Origin of the sequence: Altererythrobacter sp. B11 (assembly GCF_003569745.1) — a bacterium.
Lineage (GTDB): Bacteria > Pseudomonadota > Alphaproteobacteria > Sphingomonadales > Sphingomonadaceae > Croceibacterium_C.
In genome coordinates this window covers 3,586,745-3,601,037 of record NZ_AP018498.1, presented here as the reverse complement: position 1 = coordinate 3,601,037, position 14,293 = coordinate 3,586,745, and the positions used below count along the sequence as shown (strand labels likewise).

17 protein-coding genes, 1 tRNA gene and 1 other RNA gene are annotated in these 14,293 nt (G+C 64.5%); 9 read left to right on the top strand and 10 right to left on the bottom strand.

The features are described 5' to 3' along the window. Positions 1-18: 18 nt before the first annotated feature. A complete protein-coding gene (locus AEB_RS16920) occupies positions 19-762 on the bottom strand; it encodes a TorF family putative porin (protein ID WP_331851747.1) in 744 nt (247 codons plus the stop codon). 270 nt (positions 763-1,032) lie between these two features. Between AEB_RS16920 and AEB_RS16915 the strand changes: the two genes are divergently transcribed. Continuing rightward, entirely contained in the window at positions 1,033-1,839 is an 807-nt protein-coding gene (locus AEB_RS16915) for a metallophosphoesterase family protein (RefSeq protein ID WP_119084728.1), read from the top strand. Between the two features lie 25 nt (positions 1,840-1,864). Here the strand turns inward: AEB_RS16915 and rnpB are convergent. The 4 genes from rnpB to AEB_RS16895 all read right to left on the bottom strand — a co-directional run bounded on the left by rnpB (position 1,865) and on the right by AEB_RS16895 (position 4,202). After that, positions 1,865-2,304, bottom strand: an RNA gene (gene rnpB / locus AEB_RS16910) — RNase P RNA component class A. An 8-nt stretch (positions 2,305-2,312) separates the two neighbouring features. Next, positions 2,313-3,020 (bottom strand): N-acetylmuramoyl-L-alanine amidase, encoded by a 708-nt coding sequence (locus AEB_RS16905; protein ID WP_119084176.1) that lies wholly within the window; start codon positions 3,018-3,020, stop codon positions 2,313-2,315. After that, the gene (locus tag AEB_RS16900; protein WP_119084175.1) at positions 3,013-3,651 is read right to left on the bottom strand and encodes a histidine phosphotransferase family protein; all 639 of its coding nucleotides are present in this window, start codon (positions 3,649-3,651) and stop codon (positions 3,013-3,015) included. The genes AEB_RS16905 and AEB_RS16900 overlap by 8 nt, the downstream gene beginning before the upstream one ends. 155 nt (positions 3,652-3,806) lie before the next feature. Further along, positions 3,807-4,202: a Mov34/MPN/PAD-1 family protein gene (locus tag AEB_RS16895; protein ID WP_119084174.1), complete on the bottom strand. Its 396-nt coding sequence runs from the start codon at positions 4,200-4,202 to the stop codon at positions 3,807-3,809. A 15-nt stretch (positions 4,203-4,217) separates the two neighbouring features. On the opposite strand from AEB_RS16895, the gene AEB_RS16890 reads away from it, so the two are divergent. The 5 genes from AEB_RS16890 to AEB_RS16870 all read left to right on the top strand — a co-directional run bounded on the left by AEB_RS16890 (position 4,218) and on the right by AEB_RS16870 (position 8,424). Continuing rightward, on the top strand, positions 4,218-5,162 hold the full coding sequence (locus tag AEB_RS16890; protein ID WP_119084173.1) for an RluA family pseudouridine synthase: 945 nt from the start codon (positions 4,218-4,220) through the stop codon (positions 5,160-5,162). Between the two features lie 136 nt (positions 5,163-5,298). Continuing rightward, positions 5,299-6,207, top strand: a complete 909-nt coding sequence (gene rpoH, locus AEB_RS16885; protein WP_119084172.1) for an RNA polymerase sigma factor RpoH — start codon at positions 5,299-5,301, stop codon at positions 6,205-6,207. 126 nt (positions 6,208-6,333) lie between these two features. Further along, a complete protein-coding gene (gene mtgA / locus AEB_RS16880) occupies positions 6,334-7,005 on the top strand; it encodes a monofunctional biosynthetic peptidoglycan transglycosylase (RefSeq protein ID WP_119084171.1) in 672 nt (223 codons plus the stop codon). Between the two features lie 3 nt (positions 7,006-7,008). Beyond that, complete coding sequence (locus AEB_RS16875) at positions 7,009-7,917, top strand: cation diffusion facilitator family transporter (RefSeq protein WP_119084170.1); 909 nt, start codon at positions 7,009-7,011, stop codon at positions 7,915-7,917. Between the two features lie 15 nt (positions 7,918-7,932). Next, complete coding sequence (locus tag AEB_RS16870) at positions 7,933-8,424, top strand: GFA family protein (protein WP_231958801.1); 492 nt, start codon at positions 7,933-7,935, stop codon at positions 8,422-8,424. Positions 8,425-8,436: 12 nt separating this feature from the next. On the opposite strand, the gene AEB_RS16865 is transcribed toward AEB_RS16870, so the two are convergent. The 3 genes from AEB_RS16865 to AEB_RS16855 all read right to left on the bottom strand — a co-directional run bounded on the left by AEB_RS16865 (position 8,437) and on the right by AEB_RS16855 (position 10,912). After that, positions 8,437-8,634, bottom strand: coding sequence for a hypothetical protein (locus tag AEB_RS16865; RefSeq protein ID WP_119084169.1), 198 nt, complete (start codon positions 8,632-8,634; stop codon positions 8,437-8,439). Positions 8,635-8,771: 137 nt separating this feature from the next. Next, a complete protein-coding gene (gene clpX, locus AEB_RS16860) occupies positions 8,772-10,043 on the bottom strand; it encodes an ATP-dependent Clp protease ATP-binding subunit ClpX (RefSeq protein WP_119084168.1) in 1,272 nt (423 codons plus the stop codon). Between the two features lie 179 nt (positions 10,044-10,222). Beyond that, on the bottom strand, positions 10,223-10,912 hold the full coding sequence (locus AEB_RS16855; RefSeq protein ID WP_119084167.1) for an ATP-dependent Clp protease proteolytic subunit: 690 nt from the start codon (positions 10,910-10,912) through the stop codon (positions 10,223-10,225). Between the two features lie 219 nt (positions 10,913-11,131). Between AEB_RS16855 and AEB_RS16850 the strand changes: the two genes are divergently transcribed. Beyond that, on the top strand, positions 11,132-11,605 hold the full coding sequence (locus AEB_RS16850) for a hypothetical protein (protein WP_145985327.1): 474 nt from the start codon (positions 11,132-11,134) through the stop codon (positions 11,603-11,605). A 75-nt stretch (positions 11,606-11,680) separates the two neighbouring features. Here AEB_RS16850 and tig read toward each other — a convergent pair whose 3' ends face one another. Continuing rightward, positions 11,681-13,270 (bottom strand): trigger factor, encoded by a 1,590-nt coding sequence (gene tig, locus AEB_RS16845; protein ID WP_119084165.1) that lies wholly within the window; start codon positions 13,268-13,270, stop codon positions 11,681-11,683. 45 nt (positions 13,271-13,315) lie between these two features. Next, positions 13,316-13,400: transfer RNA gene (locus tag AEB_RS16840), tRNA-Leu, on the bottom strand. Between the two features lie 157 nt (positions 13,401-13,557). On the opposite strand from AEB_RS16840, the gene AEB_RS16835 reads away from it, so the two are divergent. Together AEB_RS16835 and AEB_RS16830 are read left to right on the top strand one after the other, a co-directional pair. Further along, entirely contained in the window at positions 13,558-13,917 is a 360-nt protein-coding gene (locus AEB_RS16835; protein WP_119084164.1) for a hypothetical protein, read from the top strand. Positions 13,918-13,949: 32 nt separating this feature from the next. After that, entirely contained in the window at positions 13,950-14,279 is a 330-nt protein-coding gene (locus tag AEB_RS16830; protein ID WP_119084163.1) for a DUF3297 family protein, read from the top strand. Positions 14,280-14,293: the final 14 nt, after the last annotated feature.

The following is a 14,293-nucleotide window of genomic DNA, read 5'->3' as shown; positions in this document are numbered from 1 at the left end:
TGTGCCTTACGGCAGCAATCAGAAGGACGCGGAGAGCGTGCCGACCACTGCATCGTCCGTGAAGTCGTACCGGGTCGGCAGGCGATCGCCTTCGACGCCGATGTAGGACACGCCGACGGAGAGCTTGTCCGTGATCGCGTAGGCAGCGCCCACCGACCAGTCGAACGCCTTGCTGTCATCCGTATAGGTCAGGAAGCCGTCGGTGTAGCCCAGGTGAGCCGTCAGGCTCAGCGGCGTGTTCGGAATGCCAGCCGACAGGTCGGTGTAGACGTAGAAGTTGTCCGTACCGCCAAGCGAATCCTGCTCCGGCGCATAGGCGACGCCGAGCGTGCCGCCGACCGGGCCGAGCGTGGTGCTGAGCGAGCCGTAGAATTCGACATAATCGAAATCGCCGGGGCCCGCATTGGGATAGAGATACATCAGCACGCCGACGTCGGCCGCGACGGCCTCGGTCAGATTGCCGGTCCAGCCGCCATAGACGTCGAGCTCGGTGTGGCCGTAACCAACGGTATCCTCGTCGAGCGAAGAACCCCAGGTGCCGAGGTAGAAGCCGCTGTCATGGCTGAGATCGATACCGCCCTGGATCGCGATGTCGCCGCCGGACAGGTCGACGCCACGGAAACGGTATTCGGTCACGATGGCGGCATTGCCCGTGACGGAAATTCCCGAACTATCCTGGGCCATGGCCGGAGCCGCAACGAAAGCGGTGCCGACAAGAAGGGTAGCAGCCATGAGGCTGCGGATGGACGTAAGCATGGGCATTTTTTCCCTTGAATTGCATCTGGTTTTGCCTCGTCCCACCTGCGCGCTCGCTGCTGGCTCTCGTCCGGGCCATTATCAGTTCACGCGTAATTAACCTGCACATGGGCCTTGCTCGGCACAAGGATAATTGCGCGGCGTATTCCTAAAGCGGGCGCGCTGTTGATTTTGCGCATCACTTCGGCCGAAAGGCTGGCATTTGCGCAACTCGGCCACGCTCGCTTGGTGCTTTCTCGCTATCCTGCATTGCGATAGGGTCACGAATACATGCTGATGTTTCAGTCGCTCCGCCATTTCTTCAGTCGCCGATCTCGTGTCCTGCCGGGGGAAGCCGCGCGGGTCCCCGAGGGGGAACGGGTCTATGCGATCGGCGACATCCACGGCCGGCTGGACCTGTTCGAGGCACTGATAGCCGCAGTGGAAGAAGACGATGCAGCGGGCGCTCCTGCGGAAACGCAGGTGGTGCTGCTGGGCGACCTGGTCGACCGCGGACCGGATAGCGCGGGCGTGATTGCGCGTGCTCGTGACTGGCAGCGGCGAGCCAATGTGCGCATCCTCGGCGGCAATCATGAGGAAATGTTCCTGCGCAGCTTCGATGATACGGAGACGCTGCGCCATTTCCTCCGGTTCGGCGGACGCGAGACGCTGCTGAGCTTCGGCGTCAGCCCGCGGCGGCTGGCGGATGCCGAGCCTGAGGAAGCGCAGGAGCTGATGCGCCGCGCGGTGCCGCAGGACGTGCGCGATTTCATCGCCGGGTTCGAGGAGATGATCGCCATCGGCGACTATCTGTTCGTCCATGCCGGCATCGAGCCGGGGCTGCCGCTGGAGGAACAGGATCCGCGTGCCTTGCGCTGGATTCGCGAGCCCTTCCTGTCGCACGGCGAATCGCATGGTGCAGTGGTGGTGCATGGCCACACCATCACCGAAGCGCCCGACGACCGCGGCAATCGCATTGGCATCGACACCGGCGCCTACGCCAGCGGCCGGCTGACCGCGCTGGTGCTGGAGGGGGATCAGCGCCGCTTCATCGAAACGGTGGAGCGGGACGGGCAGATCACCACCGCAGCGCTGATCGTTTGACGGACCCTTGCGCCTGGGGCGCGATTGTGCCGGGGAGCCTGTAAGCCGGGTTCTGTTCCCCGGACGGTATCCGTCTCGTTTCCTCGAACGGACCGTATCCGCGGTGGCAGCCATTCATCTCGGCGACCTGTTGCCAGGCCGCTCCAGCAACCAACCCGGGTGCCTCGGGGCGAAACTCCCCTGCCGCCTCGTCTTGCGATCCGGCGGTGCGACACCCCTATTCGGTCTTGCTCCGGGTGGGGTTTACCATGCGTTGACCGTTACCGGCCCTCCGGTGCGCTTTTACCGCACCCTTTCACCCTTGCCTGTGCCCACACGGGGCCATCGGCGGTATACTCTCTGTGGCACTTTCCCTGAGCTTCGCGGCCAGGCCGCTCGCCCGGCGGGCGTTACCCGCCACCCTCGTTTCGTGGAGCCCGGACTTTCCTCGACGCCATGCGGCGACGCGGCTGCCCGGCTCCCCGGCACGCGCGCTATCTAGTCCGGCCGCGGTCGCGATCCAAGAGCAATTGGAACAGGATGGCGCGGATCTCTCCATCCACCTCTCCGTCGATCAGTTCCGGCCGCCAGCGCCGCTGGAACGCCTCCACCGCCTTGCGGCCGTTGGTGATGTCATAGCCGAAGCGTTCCAGCGCCAGAAAGAACGCCCCATCATTGTCGAAGGGATCGCCCAGTTCCAGCTTCTGCGGGCGCGGCAGGCACAGGCGGCATTCGGCCAGCCGGTGCCAGGGAAACAACTCGCCCGGATCGGTCTTGCGGGCTGGCGCGACATCTGAATGGGCCACTACATTGGCGCGGGGGATGTCGTATTGCTGCACGATTTGCCCCAGCAGCGGCAACAGGGCATCGATCTGCGCGTTGCTGAAGGGGCGATAGCCCAAGGCGTGGCCCGGATGATCGAGTTCGATGCCGATGCTGGCCGAATTCACATCGCGATGGCCGCGCCAGTAGCTTTGGCCCGCGTGCCAGGCCCGCTTTTCCTCCGCCACCAGGCGGATAACCTCGCCCTCTTCGGTGATGAGATAATGGGCGCTGACCTCGGCCGCGGGATCGCACAGCCGCTCCAGCGCGGCCGTGACCGGCTGCATCTCCGTGTAGTGGAGCACCACCATGGAAATCGGCAGCGCCCGCTCGTTCCAATTGGGCGATGCCACTTCGCGGTGGACCAGCTCGTCAGCCATCGGGCAGGATCGCGCCCATCACCAGCGCATCGGGCGTGAGCGCATATTGCACGCCGCCGCCGCTTTCCGCGGCCAGCAGGCGGACGAGATGCGCCGGCGCGGTGCGGCCGGACAACTCGCTTTCCGGCAGAGAGCCATCCAGCGCCTTTCCGATGTTCGGGTCGAAGGCCACCCGCGGGCCGGATGCCCGCACGGCGATCTCCGTCGCTCCGCCGTTGCGTTCGGCGCCCACGGCCAGCGTCCCCCCCCGCAACAGAGCATCGATCGCAATGGCGGACATGTTCAGGAGTACCTTGACCACCGGCTTGCTGAGCATCGGCTCCGCCACCGCCCATTGCAGCGACAGCCGCTCGTTGGCGGAAACCAGCCCGGCAATTAGCGCCTGCGGTTCTTCCGCCGGCACGGTCTCGCCGAAGCCGCCCGCCGCGCCATAGGCGAGTCGGAAGAACTTGAGCTTGTCGGCGCTGATCTTCGCGCTCTGCTCCAGCAGTTCCAGGCAGCGCTTGCGCATGTCCGGGTTCTTTTCGTCCCGCAGCAGCTCCAGCCCGTTCGTGAGCGCCCCAACGGGGCTGAGCATGTCATGGCACAGGCGGGAGCAGAGCAGGGCGGCAAGATCGGTTGAAGATGTCATTCAGTGTTCCGGTACTTAATAGGGCAGGCAGGGCGAGACAATCGGCGCCTCCGCCCCACGGCTCCGCTTTGCAGCTGGTGCGGCTGCGCGACGAGGCGAGCGGAGATGGGCGGACGGGGTGCGCGACCTGTTCTTCCCGTGCGTGGTTCGGCGCCTTAGCCTTCCGGGCAGACATAGGAAACCCGCGCAAAGCCATCTTCACCGTCGCGCCAGAACGTCACGTCGCCATTTGCGGCGATCGCCCACACCCGGCCGTCGCCTGCAGCCATCGCCGCGTCGGTCGCCGAAGGGCTGGCGGGCCCGTGCGGGTGCGAATGATAATAGCCGAGGATGTCCGGACCGCCCGCGCGCGCCAGGCGGTGGGCGTCGATGAGTGCCTGCGGGTCGAGCTCGAAATACCGCCGTCGATCGGCGGCGATGTTCGCTGTGGGTTGCGCATCCATGACCTTCCCGTTCCGCCCCAGCAGCAGGCCACAACACTCCTCTGGCGCCGCACGTGCGGCATGGGCGCGGATCTGCTCCAGCACCGCTCTTGTGACGCGCAATTCCATCGCCATCTTCATAGCATGGGGGAAGCCAGAGTCATCGAAGGTGTGCTGGACGGCACGCAGCGTCTGGATAAGGCGCTGGCCGACGTGGCCGATCTTTCGCGCGAGCGGGTGAAGGCGCTGATCGCGGAAGGGCGGGTCAGCCTGGACGGCGTGCCTGCCACCAGCGGATCGGCCAAGGTGCGGCCCGGCGCCCGCTACGCGATCGCGGTTCCGCCTCCAGCCGATGCGGCGGCGATGCCGCAGGCGATTCCGCTCAGCATCGTCTATGAGGATGATCATCTGGTGGTGGTGGACAAGCCCGCGGGCATGGTTGTGCATCCCGCCGCGGGCAATCCGGATGGTACGCTGGTCAATGCGCTGCTGCACCACTGCGCCGGCCGGCTTTCGGGCATCGGCGGCGTGGCCCGCCCGGGCATCGTCCATCGCATAGACAAGGATACTTCCGGACTGCTCGTCGTCGCGAAGAGCGATGTGGCCCACGAGGGGCTCTCCCGCCAGTTTGCAGATCACTCGCTCGAGCGGGCCTATCTGGCGGTGGTGAATGGCCATCCACGCCCCGCCGCGGGCCGGATCGAGACCAGAATCGGCCGGTCCGATTCCAATCGAAAGAAAATGGCGGTGCTGCCCAAGGATTCCTCGCGTGGGAAAACGGCGATTACGCGGTATACCACCGTCAGGTCACTAGATGAATGTTCCCTCATCGAATGCCGGCTGGAAACGGGACGGACGCACCAGGTGCGCGTTCATATGTCGTCAATAGGCCATGCGTTATTAGGGGACCCTGTCTATGGGCGCGCCAATTCGCAGCTTCGTCCGCTTCTTCAGCGACTCGGCTTCCGCCGGCAGGCACTTCATGCCGCCGTCCTCGGATTCAGCCATCCTGTTACCGGCCAAGCAGTACGGTTCACCAGCGAGCTGCCGCCCGATATGAAGGAACTTATCGACGAAACCGGTCATTGAGATCGACGAAATGACCCCGCTTTCTGGGATAATTCCTCTATAAGTATGGATTGGGGTGACGTGGCCGCACCCTGTAGGACGCTCCTCAGAGGTCCCACGCAAGCACGGCCGACGAGGGAAAGGTTTGGGTAAGACGATGAGCGAGAAGAAGACCAAGTCACTATCGGTCCCGGCACTCGGCGGTGAGCAGAGCCTCAACCGCTATCTGGCGGAGATCAAGAAGTTTCCCGTGCTGACCGCCGAGCAGGAATACATGCTCGCCAAGCGGTATCAGGAGCACGAGGATCCGGACGCGGCTGCGCAGCTGGTGACCAGCCATCTGCGGCTCGTGGCCAAGATCGCGATGGGTTATCGCGGCTATGGCCTGCCGGTGAGCGATCTGATCTCCGAAGGCAATGTGGGCCTGATGCAGGGCGTGAAGAAGTTCGAGCCCGATCGCGGTTTCCGCCTCGCGACCTACGCCATGTGGTGGATCAAGGCCAGCATTCAGGAGTTTATCCTGCGCAGTTGGTCGCTCGTGAAGATGGGCACCACCGCGGCGCAGAAGAAGCTGTTCTTCAACCTCCGCCGGATGAAGAAGAACCTCGAAGCTTACGAGGACAGCGATCTGCATCCCGATGATGTGGCGAAGATCGCCACCGATCTCGGCGTGCCCGAGCAGGAAGTCGTCAACATGAACCGCCGCATGATGATGGGGGGCGATGCGTCGCTCAACGTCTCCATGCGCGGAGAAGAGGAAGGCGCCAGCCAGTGGCAGGACTGGTTGACCGATGATCGTCCGCTGCAGGACAGCGTGGTGGCAGAGGCCGAAGAGGCCGAGATGCGCCACGGCATGCTGCTGGAGGCGATGGACAGCCTGAACGATCGCGAGAAGCACATTCTCAGCGAACGGCGCCTGAGTGACGATCCGCAGACGCTTGAAGAGCTGAGCCAGGTCTATGACGTGTCGCGCGAGCGCATTCGTCAGATTGAGGTTCGCGCCTTCGAGAAGCTGCAGAAGGCGATGCAGCGCATCGCCGGAGAGAAGCTGCTGCCGGCAGCGTAAGTGACGGTAGCCGCAGCGTCGGAGCAAAGAGGGGGGCGGGTGACCGCCCCCTTTTTTGTGCACGCTGCCCGGCGCAGCCGGAGCGCTGCGATTGCGCCTGCGCCGCGGCGCCGTTAATTGCAGCGCATGGCCATCCGCATCCTGCGCATCCTCATCTGGGCGATCGTCTGGTTCGTGATCATCAGCCTCGCGCTGGTCGCCATCTATCGCTTCGTCCCCGTGCCCGTTACCGCCACCATGCTGATGGACGAAAACGGCATGACCAAGGACTGGGAGCCGCTCAGCCGGATCGACCGCAACATGGTAAGCGCGGTGATCGCGGGGGAAGACGGCAAGTTCTGCAGCCATGCGGGCTTCGACCGCGAGGCCATCGAACAGGCCATGGAAAGCAATGCGAAGGGCGGCCGCATCAGGGGGGGATCGACGATCAGCCAGCAAACGGCCAAGAACGTGTTTCTGTGGCAGGGGGGCGGCTATTTCCGCAAGGGGCTGGAGGCCTGGTTCACCTTCCTGATCGAGAAGCTGTGGGGCAAGCGGCGGATCATGGAGGTCTATCTCAACGTCGCCGAAACTGGCATCGGCACCTATGGCGTCGAAGCCGGCGCGCAGCGGTATTTCGATCATTCGGCCGCCCGGCTGAGCCGCACCGAGGCCGCGCGCATGGCCGCGGCGCTGCCCCTGCCGAAGGAGCGGCGGGTGGTGAGCCCCACCGGCTTCACCCGCCGCTATGGCAATACCATCGCGCGCCGCATCGGCATCGTCAGGCGTGACGGGCTCGACGCTTGCGTTTACGACTAGGGCATGGGCGCCGGTCACTCACACTCGCACTCGCATGCCCCCGCGCAGGGTAGCCATGGCCGCGCCTTTGCCATCGGCGTGGCGCTCAACACCGTGTTCGTGGTGGTGGAAGCCAGCTTCGGGTTGCTGTCAGGCTCCATGGCGCTGGTGGCGGATGCCGGGCACAATCTCTCTGATGTGCTGAGTCTGCTGATCGCCTGGGGCGCCAGTGCGCTCTCCGCCAAGCCTGCCAACACGCGCTTCACCTATGGTTACAAGGCGAGCTCGATCCTCGCGGCGCTGGCCAATGCCAGCCTGCTGCTGGTGGCGCTGGGCGCCATCCTGTTCGAAACGGTCCACCGCCTGTTCGATCCGGCCCCCGTGGAAGGCGGCATTATGATCCTGGTGGCGGGCATCGGCATCGTCATCAACACCGCCACCGCGCTGCTGTTTGCCAGCGGTCGCAAGAACGACATCAATATCCGCGGCGCCTTTCTGCACATGGCAGCAGATGCGCTGGTCAGCCTGGGCGTGGTGGTCGCCGGGCTGCTGATCCTGTGGACCGGCCAGACGCTGATCGATCCGATCACCAGCCTGCTGATCGTCGGCGTGATCGGCTGGGGCACCTGGGACCTGCTGAAGGACAGCGTGAAAATGGGCCTCCTGGCCGTGCCCGAGAATATCGACGAGGCCGAGGTGCGGCGCTTCCTTTGCGGCCGCGAGGGTGTGGAAGCGGTGCATGATCTGCATATCTGGCCGATGAGCACCACCGAAACCGCGCTGACGGCGCATCTGGTAATGCCTGCTGGCCACCCCGGAGACGGTTTCCTGCACGATCTGGCGGAGGAGCTTTCGCATCACTTCCACATCGGGCACAGCACGGTCCAAGTGGAAACGGGCAGCCACGCAGAACACTGCGTCGACTGCACCTGAGGAGGAGCGAGCAGGGTGGAACGCGTGAGGGAGGGCGGCTGTGGTTGTGGCCATCTGCGCTATCGCGTGACGGGTGAGCCGATCATGGTGCACAATTGCCATTGCCGCCTGTGCCAGCGGCAGACCGGCTCCACCTCCGTGGTCAACGCCTTCTTCGAAGGGGACCGGGTGACGGTGCTGCAAGGCAGCCTGAGCGAGCATGAGGTGAAGACAGGCACCGGCCGGCCGCATGTGATCTGCCGCTGCACAGCCTGCGGAACCGCCGTGTGGAGCTGGTATGCCCGTCTGGGCCGGCTCAGCTACGGCATTCGCGCAGGGACGCTGGACGATCCCGACTCAGTCACCCCCGATGTCGTCATCTTCCTAGAGTCGAAAATGCCGTGGGTGGCCGTGCCGGCGGGTATCCCGCAGTTCGACCAATATTACGAGTTTGCCGACGTCCTGCCCGCTGACCGGATCGAGCGGCTGATGAAGCTCGTCGAACGCAGGGCAGCGGGCGAGGGCTGAGGCGGGCGAGCGCTATTGCGTCTGTGCGCCGGGATCGAACTCGGGGAACTCCCCCGTCGGATCCTGTTCGAGCAGATCGGCCACCTGGCCATAAACCTGCGCATTGTCTTCCATCTGATCTGCGATGGGCGGGTTCTGCTCACCGACGCTGCGGAAGAAACTTCCTGCATCGCGCAGCATCTTGGCGGCGAGTTGGGCGTTCGTTGCCATGGGGATTTCTCCTTTGTGCTCCTTGCGGAGATGGCGCGCGCAGGCGCTGGGCGAGCGCGCTGAGGAGCCCGGCCCCGAATAGGCACGGGCTCATGCGAACGGTGCCGGGCCGCAAGGGGCGGCCGAAAACGGCTGCCTCAGGCAGCCGCTTCCTTCTTCTTGCCGCCTTCGTTCGATACGACGCGAACCGGCTCCTTGCGGCCGTCCACCACATCCTTGTCGACCACGACTTCGGTCACGCCGTCCATGCCGGGCAGATCGAACATGGTATCCAGCAGGATCGCCTCCACGATCGAGCGCAGGCCACGTGCACCGGTCTTCCGCTTGATCGCCTTGCGGGCGATGGCTTCCAGCGCTTCCTCGGTGAAGGTCAGCTTGACCTCTTCGATCTCGAACAGCTTGGCATATTGCTTGACCAGCGCGTTCTTCGGTTCCTTCAGGATTTCCACCAGCGCCTGCACATCCAGATCATGCAGCGTGGCGATCACTGGCAGGCGGCCGACGAATTCCGGGATCAGGCCGAATTTCAGCAGATCTTCCGGCTCGCATTTTTCCAGCATCTGCCCCACGCGGCGCTGATCCGGATCGGTGACATTGGCGCCGAACCCGATGGACCGCTTCTGCAGGCGATCGCCGATGACCTTTTCCAGACCGGCGAAAGCGCCGCCGCAGATGAACAGGATGTTGGTCGTATCCACCTGCAGGAATTCCTGCTGCGGGTGCTTGCGGCCGCCCTGCGGCGGCACGGAGGCCGTGGTGCCTTCCATCAGCTTGAGCAGCGCCTGCTGCACGCCTTCGCCCGACACGTCGCGGGTGATGGAGGGGTTTTCCGCCTTGCGGGTGATCTTGTCGATCTCGTCGATGTAGACGATGCCCTGCTGCGCCTTCTCGACGTTGTAGTCGCTCGCCTGCAGCAGCTTGAGGATGATGTTCTCCACATCCTCGCCCACATAGCCGGCTTCGGTCAGCGTGGTGGCGTCGGCCATGGTGAAGGGCACGTCGAAGGTGCGGGCCAGCGTCTGCGCCAGCAGCGTCTTGCCCGAACCCGTCGGGCCGACCAGCAGGATGTTGGACTTGGCGAGTTCCACATCGCCCGCCTTGCCGCTGTGCTTCAACCGCTTGTAGTGATTGTGCACGGCCACGGAGAGCACGCGCTTCGCGCGGTCCTGCCCGATCACATAATCGTTCAGCGTGTTGCAGATTTCCTGCGGAGTGGGGACATCGCCGTCCTTCTTGCCGGCGAGCCCGCCCTTGGTCTCCTCGCGGATGATGTCGTTGCACAGCTCCACGCATTCATCGCAGATGAACACCGTTGGGCCGGCAATCAGCTTGCGCACCTCATGCTGCGATTTGCCGCAGAAGCTGCAGTAAAGGGTGCTCTTGCTGTCGGATCCGCTCAATTTCGTCATACTCTCGTCCTAATCCGCAGATGGCGCGCCCGCGGGATTCGCCCTTGTGAATGTAACCACGGGCGACACAATATCAATCGGTCCAACCTTAATAGCCACCTGCTTGCTGGCGGCTGAAGGGGCAAGGTTGCCAAAATGCTACGGACCCGGGGAGGGGAAACCCGCCCCGGGATCGCCATTTATTCGGGCGCGCCGCCCGAACCGCTTTCGTTTCCGGTCTCCTGCTCCGTGGGACGGTGGGCAAACACCTTGTCCACGATGCCGAATTTCAGCGCCTCTTCCGCTTCGAGGAAGGTGTCGCGATCAAGCGCCTTCTCGATATCGGTCAGGCTCTGGCCGGTATATTTCACATAGAGCGCGTTCATCCGCGCCCGGATCCGCAGAATTTCCTTCGCCTGGATCTCGATGTCCGACGCCATGCCGCGCGCGCCGCCGCTGGGCTGGTGCACCATAATGCGGGCATTGGGCAGCGCCACGCGCATACCCGGCTCGCCCGCAGCCAGCAGGAAGCTGCCCATGGAAGCGGCCTGGCCGATGCACACCGTGCGCACCTTGGGCTTGATGTACTGCATCGTGTCATGGATCGCCATGCCGGCCGTCACCACGCCGCCGGGCGAGTTGATGTACATCGAGATGTCCTGCGAGTTCTCGCTTTCGAGGAACAGCAGCTGGGCGACGATCAGCGAAGCCATGTTGTCTTCCACCTGCCCGGTCACGAACACGATGCGTTCGCGCAGCAGGCGGCTGAAGATGTCGAAGCTGCGCTCGCCGCGGCTCGTGCTCTCGACGACGACCGGGACCAGCGCGCCGGTGATGGGATCGGTGGTGAACTGGCCTTGTGGGGAATTGTCGCCGAACAGGTCGATCATGGAAGTCCTCTTTATCTGACGGAGCGCCTATGTCGCCCCTGCCGCCGCCATGTTCAAGTGGGTTGCGGGGCCCCACCACAGACAGTGGTTGTGCTTTGGCTGTATAACTGGGAAAATGCGCCCCGGGGGGAATGTCGCGCAATGCCGCCGATCGTTCGCCTTTTGCGTTCGGTCGAGTGGCAGCATGCGTCCGGGTTTTTGCCAGGATAAGAGGCCCCCATGCGGATCGCTGCGGTCAGTGCTATAGGCAGTAAGGGTGCTCACCCGGCGAGGGCGCTGCTTGTGGTCCTGCTGCTGCTCGGTGCCTGCGGGCAGGAGCCCGGCGCTGCCGAGCGGCAGCCGCAACCGCTGGAGATTTCCGGCGGCAGCGGCACGCTGATCTACATGCCTGAAGAGTTTGCCTATTTCCAGCCGGAGACCGCGCTGGACATGGTTGAGCTGGTGCCGGACTTCAGCGGGCGGGGTGCCCGCCTGGGGCGCGGGAACATCCTCATCAATGGCCAGAGGCTGGAAGGCTCGCCGGCCAGCGTGCGGGCGCGGCTGGATGCGCTCCCTTCCGCGCTGGTGGTCCGGATCGAGATCCTCGATCATGGCGCGGACGATCTGCCCGCCGCGGAGGCGCGAGTGGCGAATGTCGTGACGGAGAGCGGCAATCCGGTTGGGAATCACTCACCCCGGGTGCACGCGCACTGAGATGCCGTAGGGGCCAAGCGCTCCCACCAGCCCCCGAACGAAAAAGGGCGGCCCCGAGGCCGCCCTTTCGCTGACTTATTCGTCCGCGGAGGATTTCTTCGCCGCCGGCTTCTTGGCGGCGGGCTTCTTTGCCGGTGCCTTCTTCGCGGCAGCGGGCTTTTCCTCCGCCGGCTCGTCCGCAGCGGCCGCCTTCTTGGCCGAAGCCTTCTTCGCAGGAGCCTTCTTGGCCGGGGCGTCGGCGGCGCTATCCGCCTCCGCGCCTTCGTCCTTCGCGGCCTTCTTCGGCGAAGCCTTCTTGGCTGGCGCCTTCTTCTCGGCCGGCTTCGCGGCTTCGCCTTCTTCCGCTTCGATCGCGGCTTCCAGTTCCTCGCGCGTCACTTCGCGCTCGGTCACTTCGGCCTTGTCGAACAGGAAATCGACCACCTTGTCTTCATACAGCGGGGCCCGCAGCTGTGCCTGGGCCATGGCGTCCTGACGGACATATTCCACGAACCGCTCCCGGTCTTCCGGGCGGTACTGCTGCGCGGCCTGCTGGATCAGCATCCCCATTTCCTGGGAGGAAACCGCTACGCCGTTGGCCTGGCCGATTTCGGAAAGGAGCAGGCCCAGCCGCACGCGGCGCTCCGCAATGCGGCGGTAATCGTCCTTCTCGGCCTCGATCTCTTTGAGCCCTTCCTCAGGATTCTCTTCGCGCGCGATTTCTGCCTGCAGCTGCTGCCAGATCTGCTGGAATTCGGCATCCACCATGCTCGGCGGCACGTCGAAATCATAATCGGCAGCCAGCTTGTCCAGCAGCTGGCGCTTCATCTGCGTGCGGGTGAGGCCGGCAGTTTCCTGCTCGATCTGCGCCTTCATCAGCTCCTTGAGCTTCTCCAGCCCGTCGAGGCCGAACTGTTTGGCGAACTCGTCGTCGATCGTGGTCTCGGCCTCGACCTTCACCTGCTGCACCGTAACCTCGAACTCGGCTTCCTTGCCCTTGAGGTTTTCGGCGGGGTAATCCTCGGGGAAGGTGACGGTGATCGTCTTGGTGTCGCCGGTCTTCACGCCGGCCAGCTGGTCTTCGAAGCCGGGGATGAACTGCCCGGAACCGAGCACCAGCGCCGCGCCTTCAGCCTTGCCGCCTTCGAATTCCACGCCATCGAGCCGGCCGACGAAATCGATGACGACCTGGTCGCCTTCTGCCGCCTTCTTGGTCTTGGCAGCGTCCTTATAGCTCTTCTGGTTCGCGGCCAGCTTGTTCAGTGCCTCGTCCAGATCGGAATCGGTCACCGGCACCGTCAGCTTCTCGAGCGCGAGACCTTCGATCGAGGGCGCATCGATTTCGGGCAGCACTTCCAGCTCGACGGTCAGCTCCGCGTCGCGGCCGGGCTCATAGCCGTCGGCAACGTCGATCTTCGGCTGCAGCGCGGGGCGCAGCTTCTTTTCCTTCATCAGCGAATCGATCGATTCGCGCAGCGAGGCGTTGAAAGCGTCGGAATGCAGGGCTTCGCCATGCATCTTCTTGATGAGATTGGCAGGCACCTTGCCGGGGCGGAAACCGGGCATCCGCACCTGCGGGGCGACCTTCTTCACCTCGGCATCGATGCGAGCCTGGATGTCGCGCGCCGGAATCGTCAGCGTATAGGCGCGCTTGAGGCCCTCATTCGTGGTCTCTACGATCTGCATTTCAAACAGCCTTCCAAATCATACCCAGTCCGGGGCGCCAGGAACTGGTGCGGGCGAAGGGACTCGAACCCCCACATCTTGCGATACTGGAACCTAAATCCAGCGCGTCTACCAGTTCCGCCACGCCCGCGGCCCGACGAACTCCAGCAGGCCGGAGCCTGCGAAACAGGGAGCCGCCGTTACAGGCGCGAGCCGAAAAGGGCAAGCGTCGCGGCGAGGTGTTGTCGATCACGGAACGGGCAGGCGCGCCGGACCGTTGTTTGGGCAAGCAAAACAGGACAATTCCAATGGTCAGCAACGACACTGCCCGCGACTATTCGCGGCCTACCGTGCCCCCTACCACGCCGCCGGTGATTGACGGCAATGCCTCCCCCGACGACGCCGCGGCTTACGCCCGGGATGACGGGGATAGCGATGAGCCCGGCCGCAACCCCGCGAGCTTCGACCGCAGCCGCGAGGATGAGGAATTGCAGCCGGGCGGCGCGCCGGACGAGGTGCGCCCCGACAAGGGCGATACGGATCGCCCCTCGGCCCCAGATGAGATCGTGCCGGGGCAGGGCGATTTCGATCAGCCGGACAGCGCCCCCGCTGAAACGCCCCCGCAGCCGGGGGAGGCCCCGCTGGAAACACCGCTTCCGCCGGATTGATTTTGCCGGCCGTTCGTGGCTAAGCGCCGCGGATGAGCGAAGAGCAGACCCCTGACACCCCGGCCGACGTGCCAGCCCCCGCTGCGAGCACCGGAGCGGACCTGCCCCCCGATAGGCTGGCAATCGATCCGCGCAGCACGCATTTCGACGGCGATCTGCTGCGGCGAGGGGTGGGCATCCGCTTCAAGGGCACGGTGCGCCACAATGTCGAGGAATATTGCATTTCCGAGAGCTGGGTGCGCGTGCAGGCAGGGAAGACGATGGATCGTCACGGCCGCCCGCTGACGATCAAGCTTACCGGGCCGGTGGAAGCCTGGTTCGAAGACCTCGGGGATAACGCGCCGATCGCCCGCAAGGGCTGACGAGGAGAGGCACT

Coding starts and splice junctions, on each gene's coding strand:
- AEB_RS16920 (WP_331851747.1), bottom strand. CDS start 762: ATGCCCATGCTTACGTCCATCCGCAGCCTCATGGCTGCTACCCTTCTT.
- AEB_RS16915 (WP_119084728.1), top strand. CDS start 1,033: ATGTTTCAGTCGCTCCGCCATTTCTTCAGTCGCCGATCTCGTGTCCTG.
- AEB_RS16905 (WP_119084176.1), bottom strand. CDS start 3,020: ATGGCTGACGAGCTGGTCCACCGCGAAGTGGCATCGCCCAATTGGAAC.
- AEB_RS16900 (WP_119084175.1), bottom strand. CDS start 3,651: ATGACATCTTCAACCGATCTTGCCGCCCTGCTCTGCTCCCGCCTGTGC.
- AEB_RS16895 (WP_119084174.1), bottom strand. CDS start 4,202: ATGGAATTGCGCGTCACAAGAGCGGTGCTGGAGCAGATCCGCGCCCAT.
- AEB_RS16890 (WP_119084173.1), top strand. CDS start 4,218: ATGGGGGAAGCCAGAGTCATCGAAGGTGTGCTGGACGGCACGCAGCGT.
- rpoH (WP_119084172.1), top strand. CDS start 5,299: ATGAGCGAGAAGAAGACCAAGTCACTATCGGTCCCGGCACTCGGCGGT.
- mtgA (WP_119084171.1), top strand. CDS start 6,334: ATGGCCATCCGCATCCTGCGCATCCTCATCTGGGCGATCGTCTGGTTC.
- AEB_RS16875 (WP_119084170.1), top strand. CDS start 7,009: ATGGGCGCCGGTCACTCACACTCGCACTCGCATGCCCCCGCGCAGGGT.
- AEB_RS16865 (WP_119084169.1), bottom strand. CDS start 8,634: ATGGCAACGAACGCCCAACTCGCCGCCAAGATGCTGCGCGATGCAGGA.
- clpX (WP_119084168.1), bottom strand. CDS start 10,043: ATGACGAAATTGAGCGGATCCGACAGCAAGAGCACCCTTTACTGCAGC.
- AEB_RS16855 (WP_119084167.1), bottom strand. CDS start 10,912: ATGATCGACCTGTTCGGCGACAATTCCCCACAAGGCCAGTTCACCACC.
- AEB_RS16850 (WP_145985327.1), top strand. CDS start 11,132: ATGCGGATCGCTGCGGTCAGTGCTATAGGCAGTAAGGGTGCTCACCCG.
- tig (WP_119084165.1), bottom strand. CDS start 13,270: ATGCAGATCGTAGAGACCACGAATGAGGGCCTCAAGCGCGCCTATACG.
- AEB_RS16835 (WP_119084164.1), top strand. CDS start 13,558: ATGGTCAGCAACGACACTGCCCGCGACTATTCGCGGCCTACCGTGCCC.
- AEB_RS16830 (WP_119084163.1), top strand. CDS start 13,950: ATGAGCGAAGAGCAGACCCCTGACACCCCGGCCGACGTGCCAGCCCCC.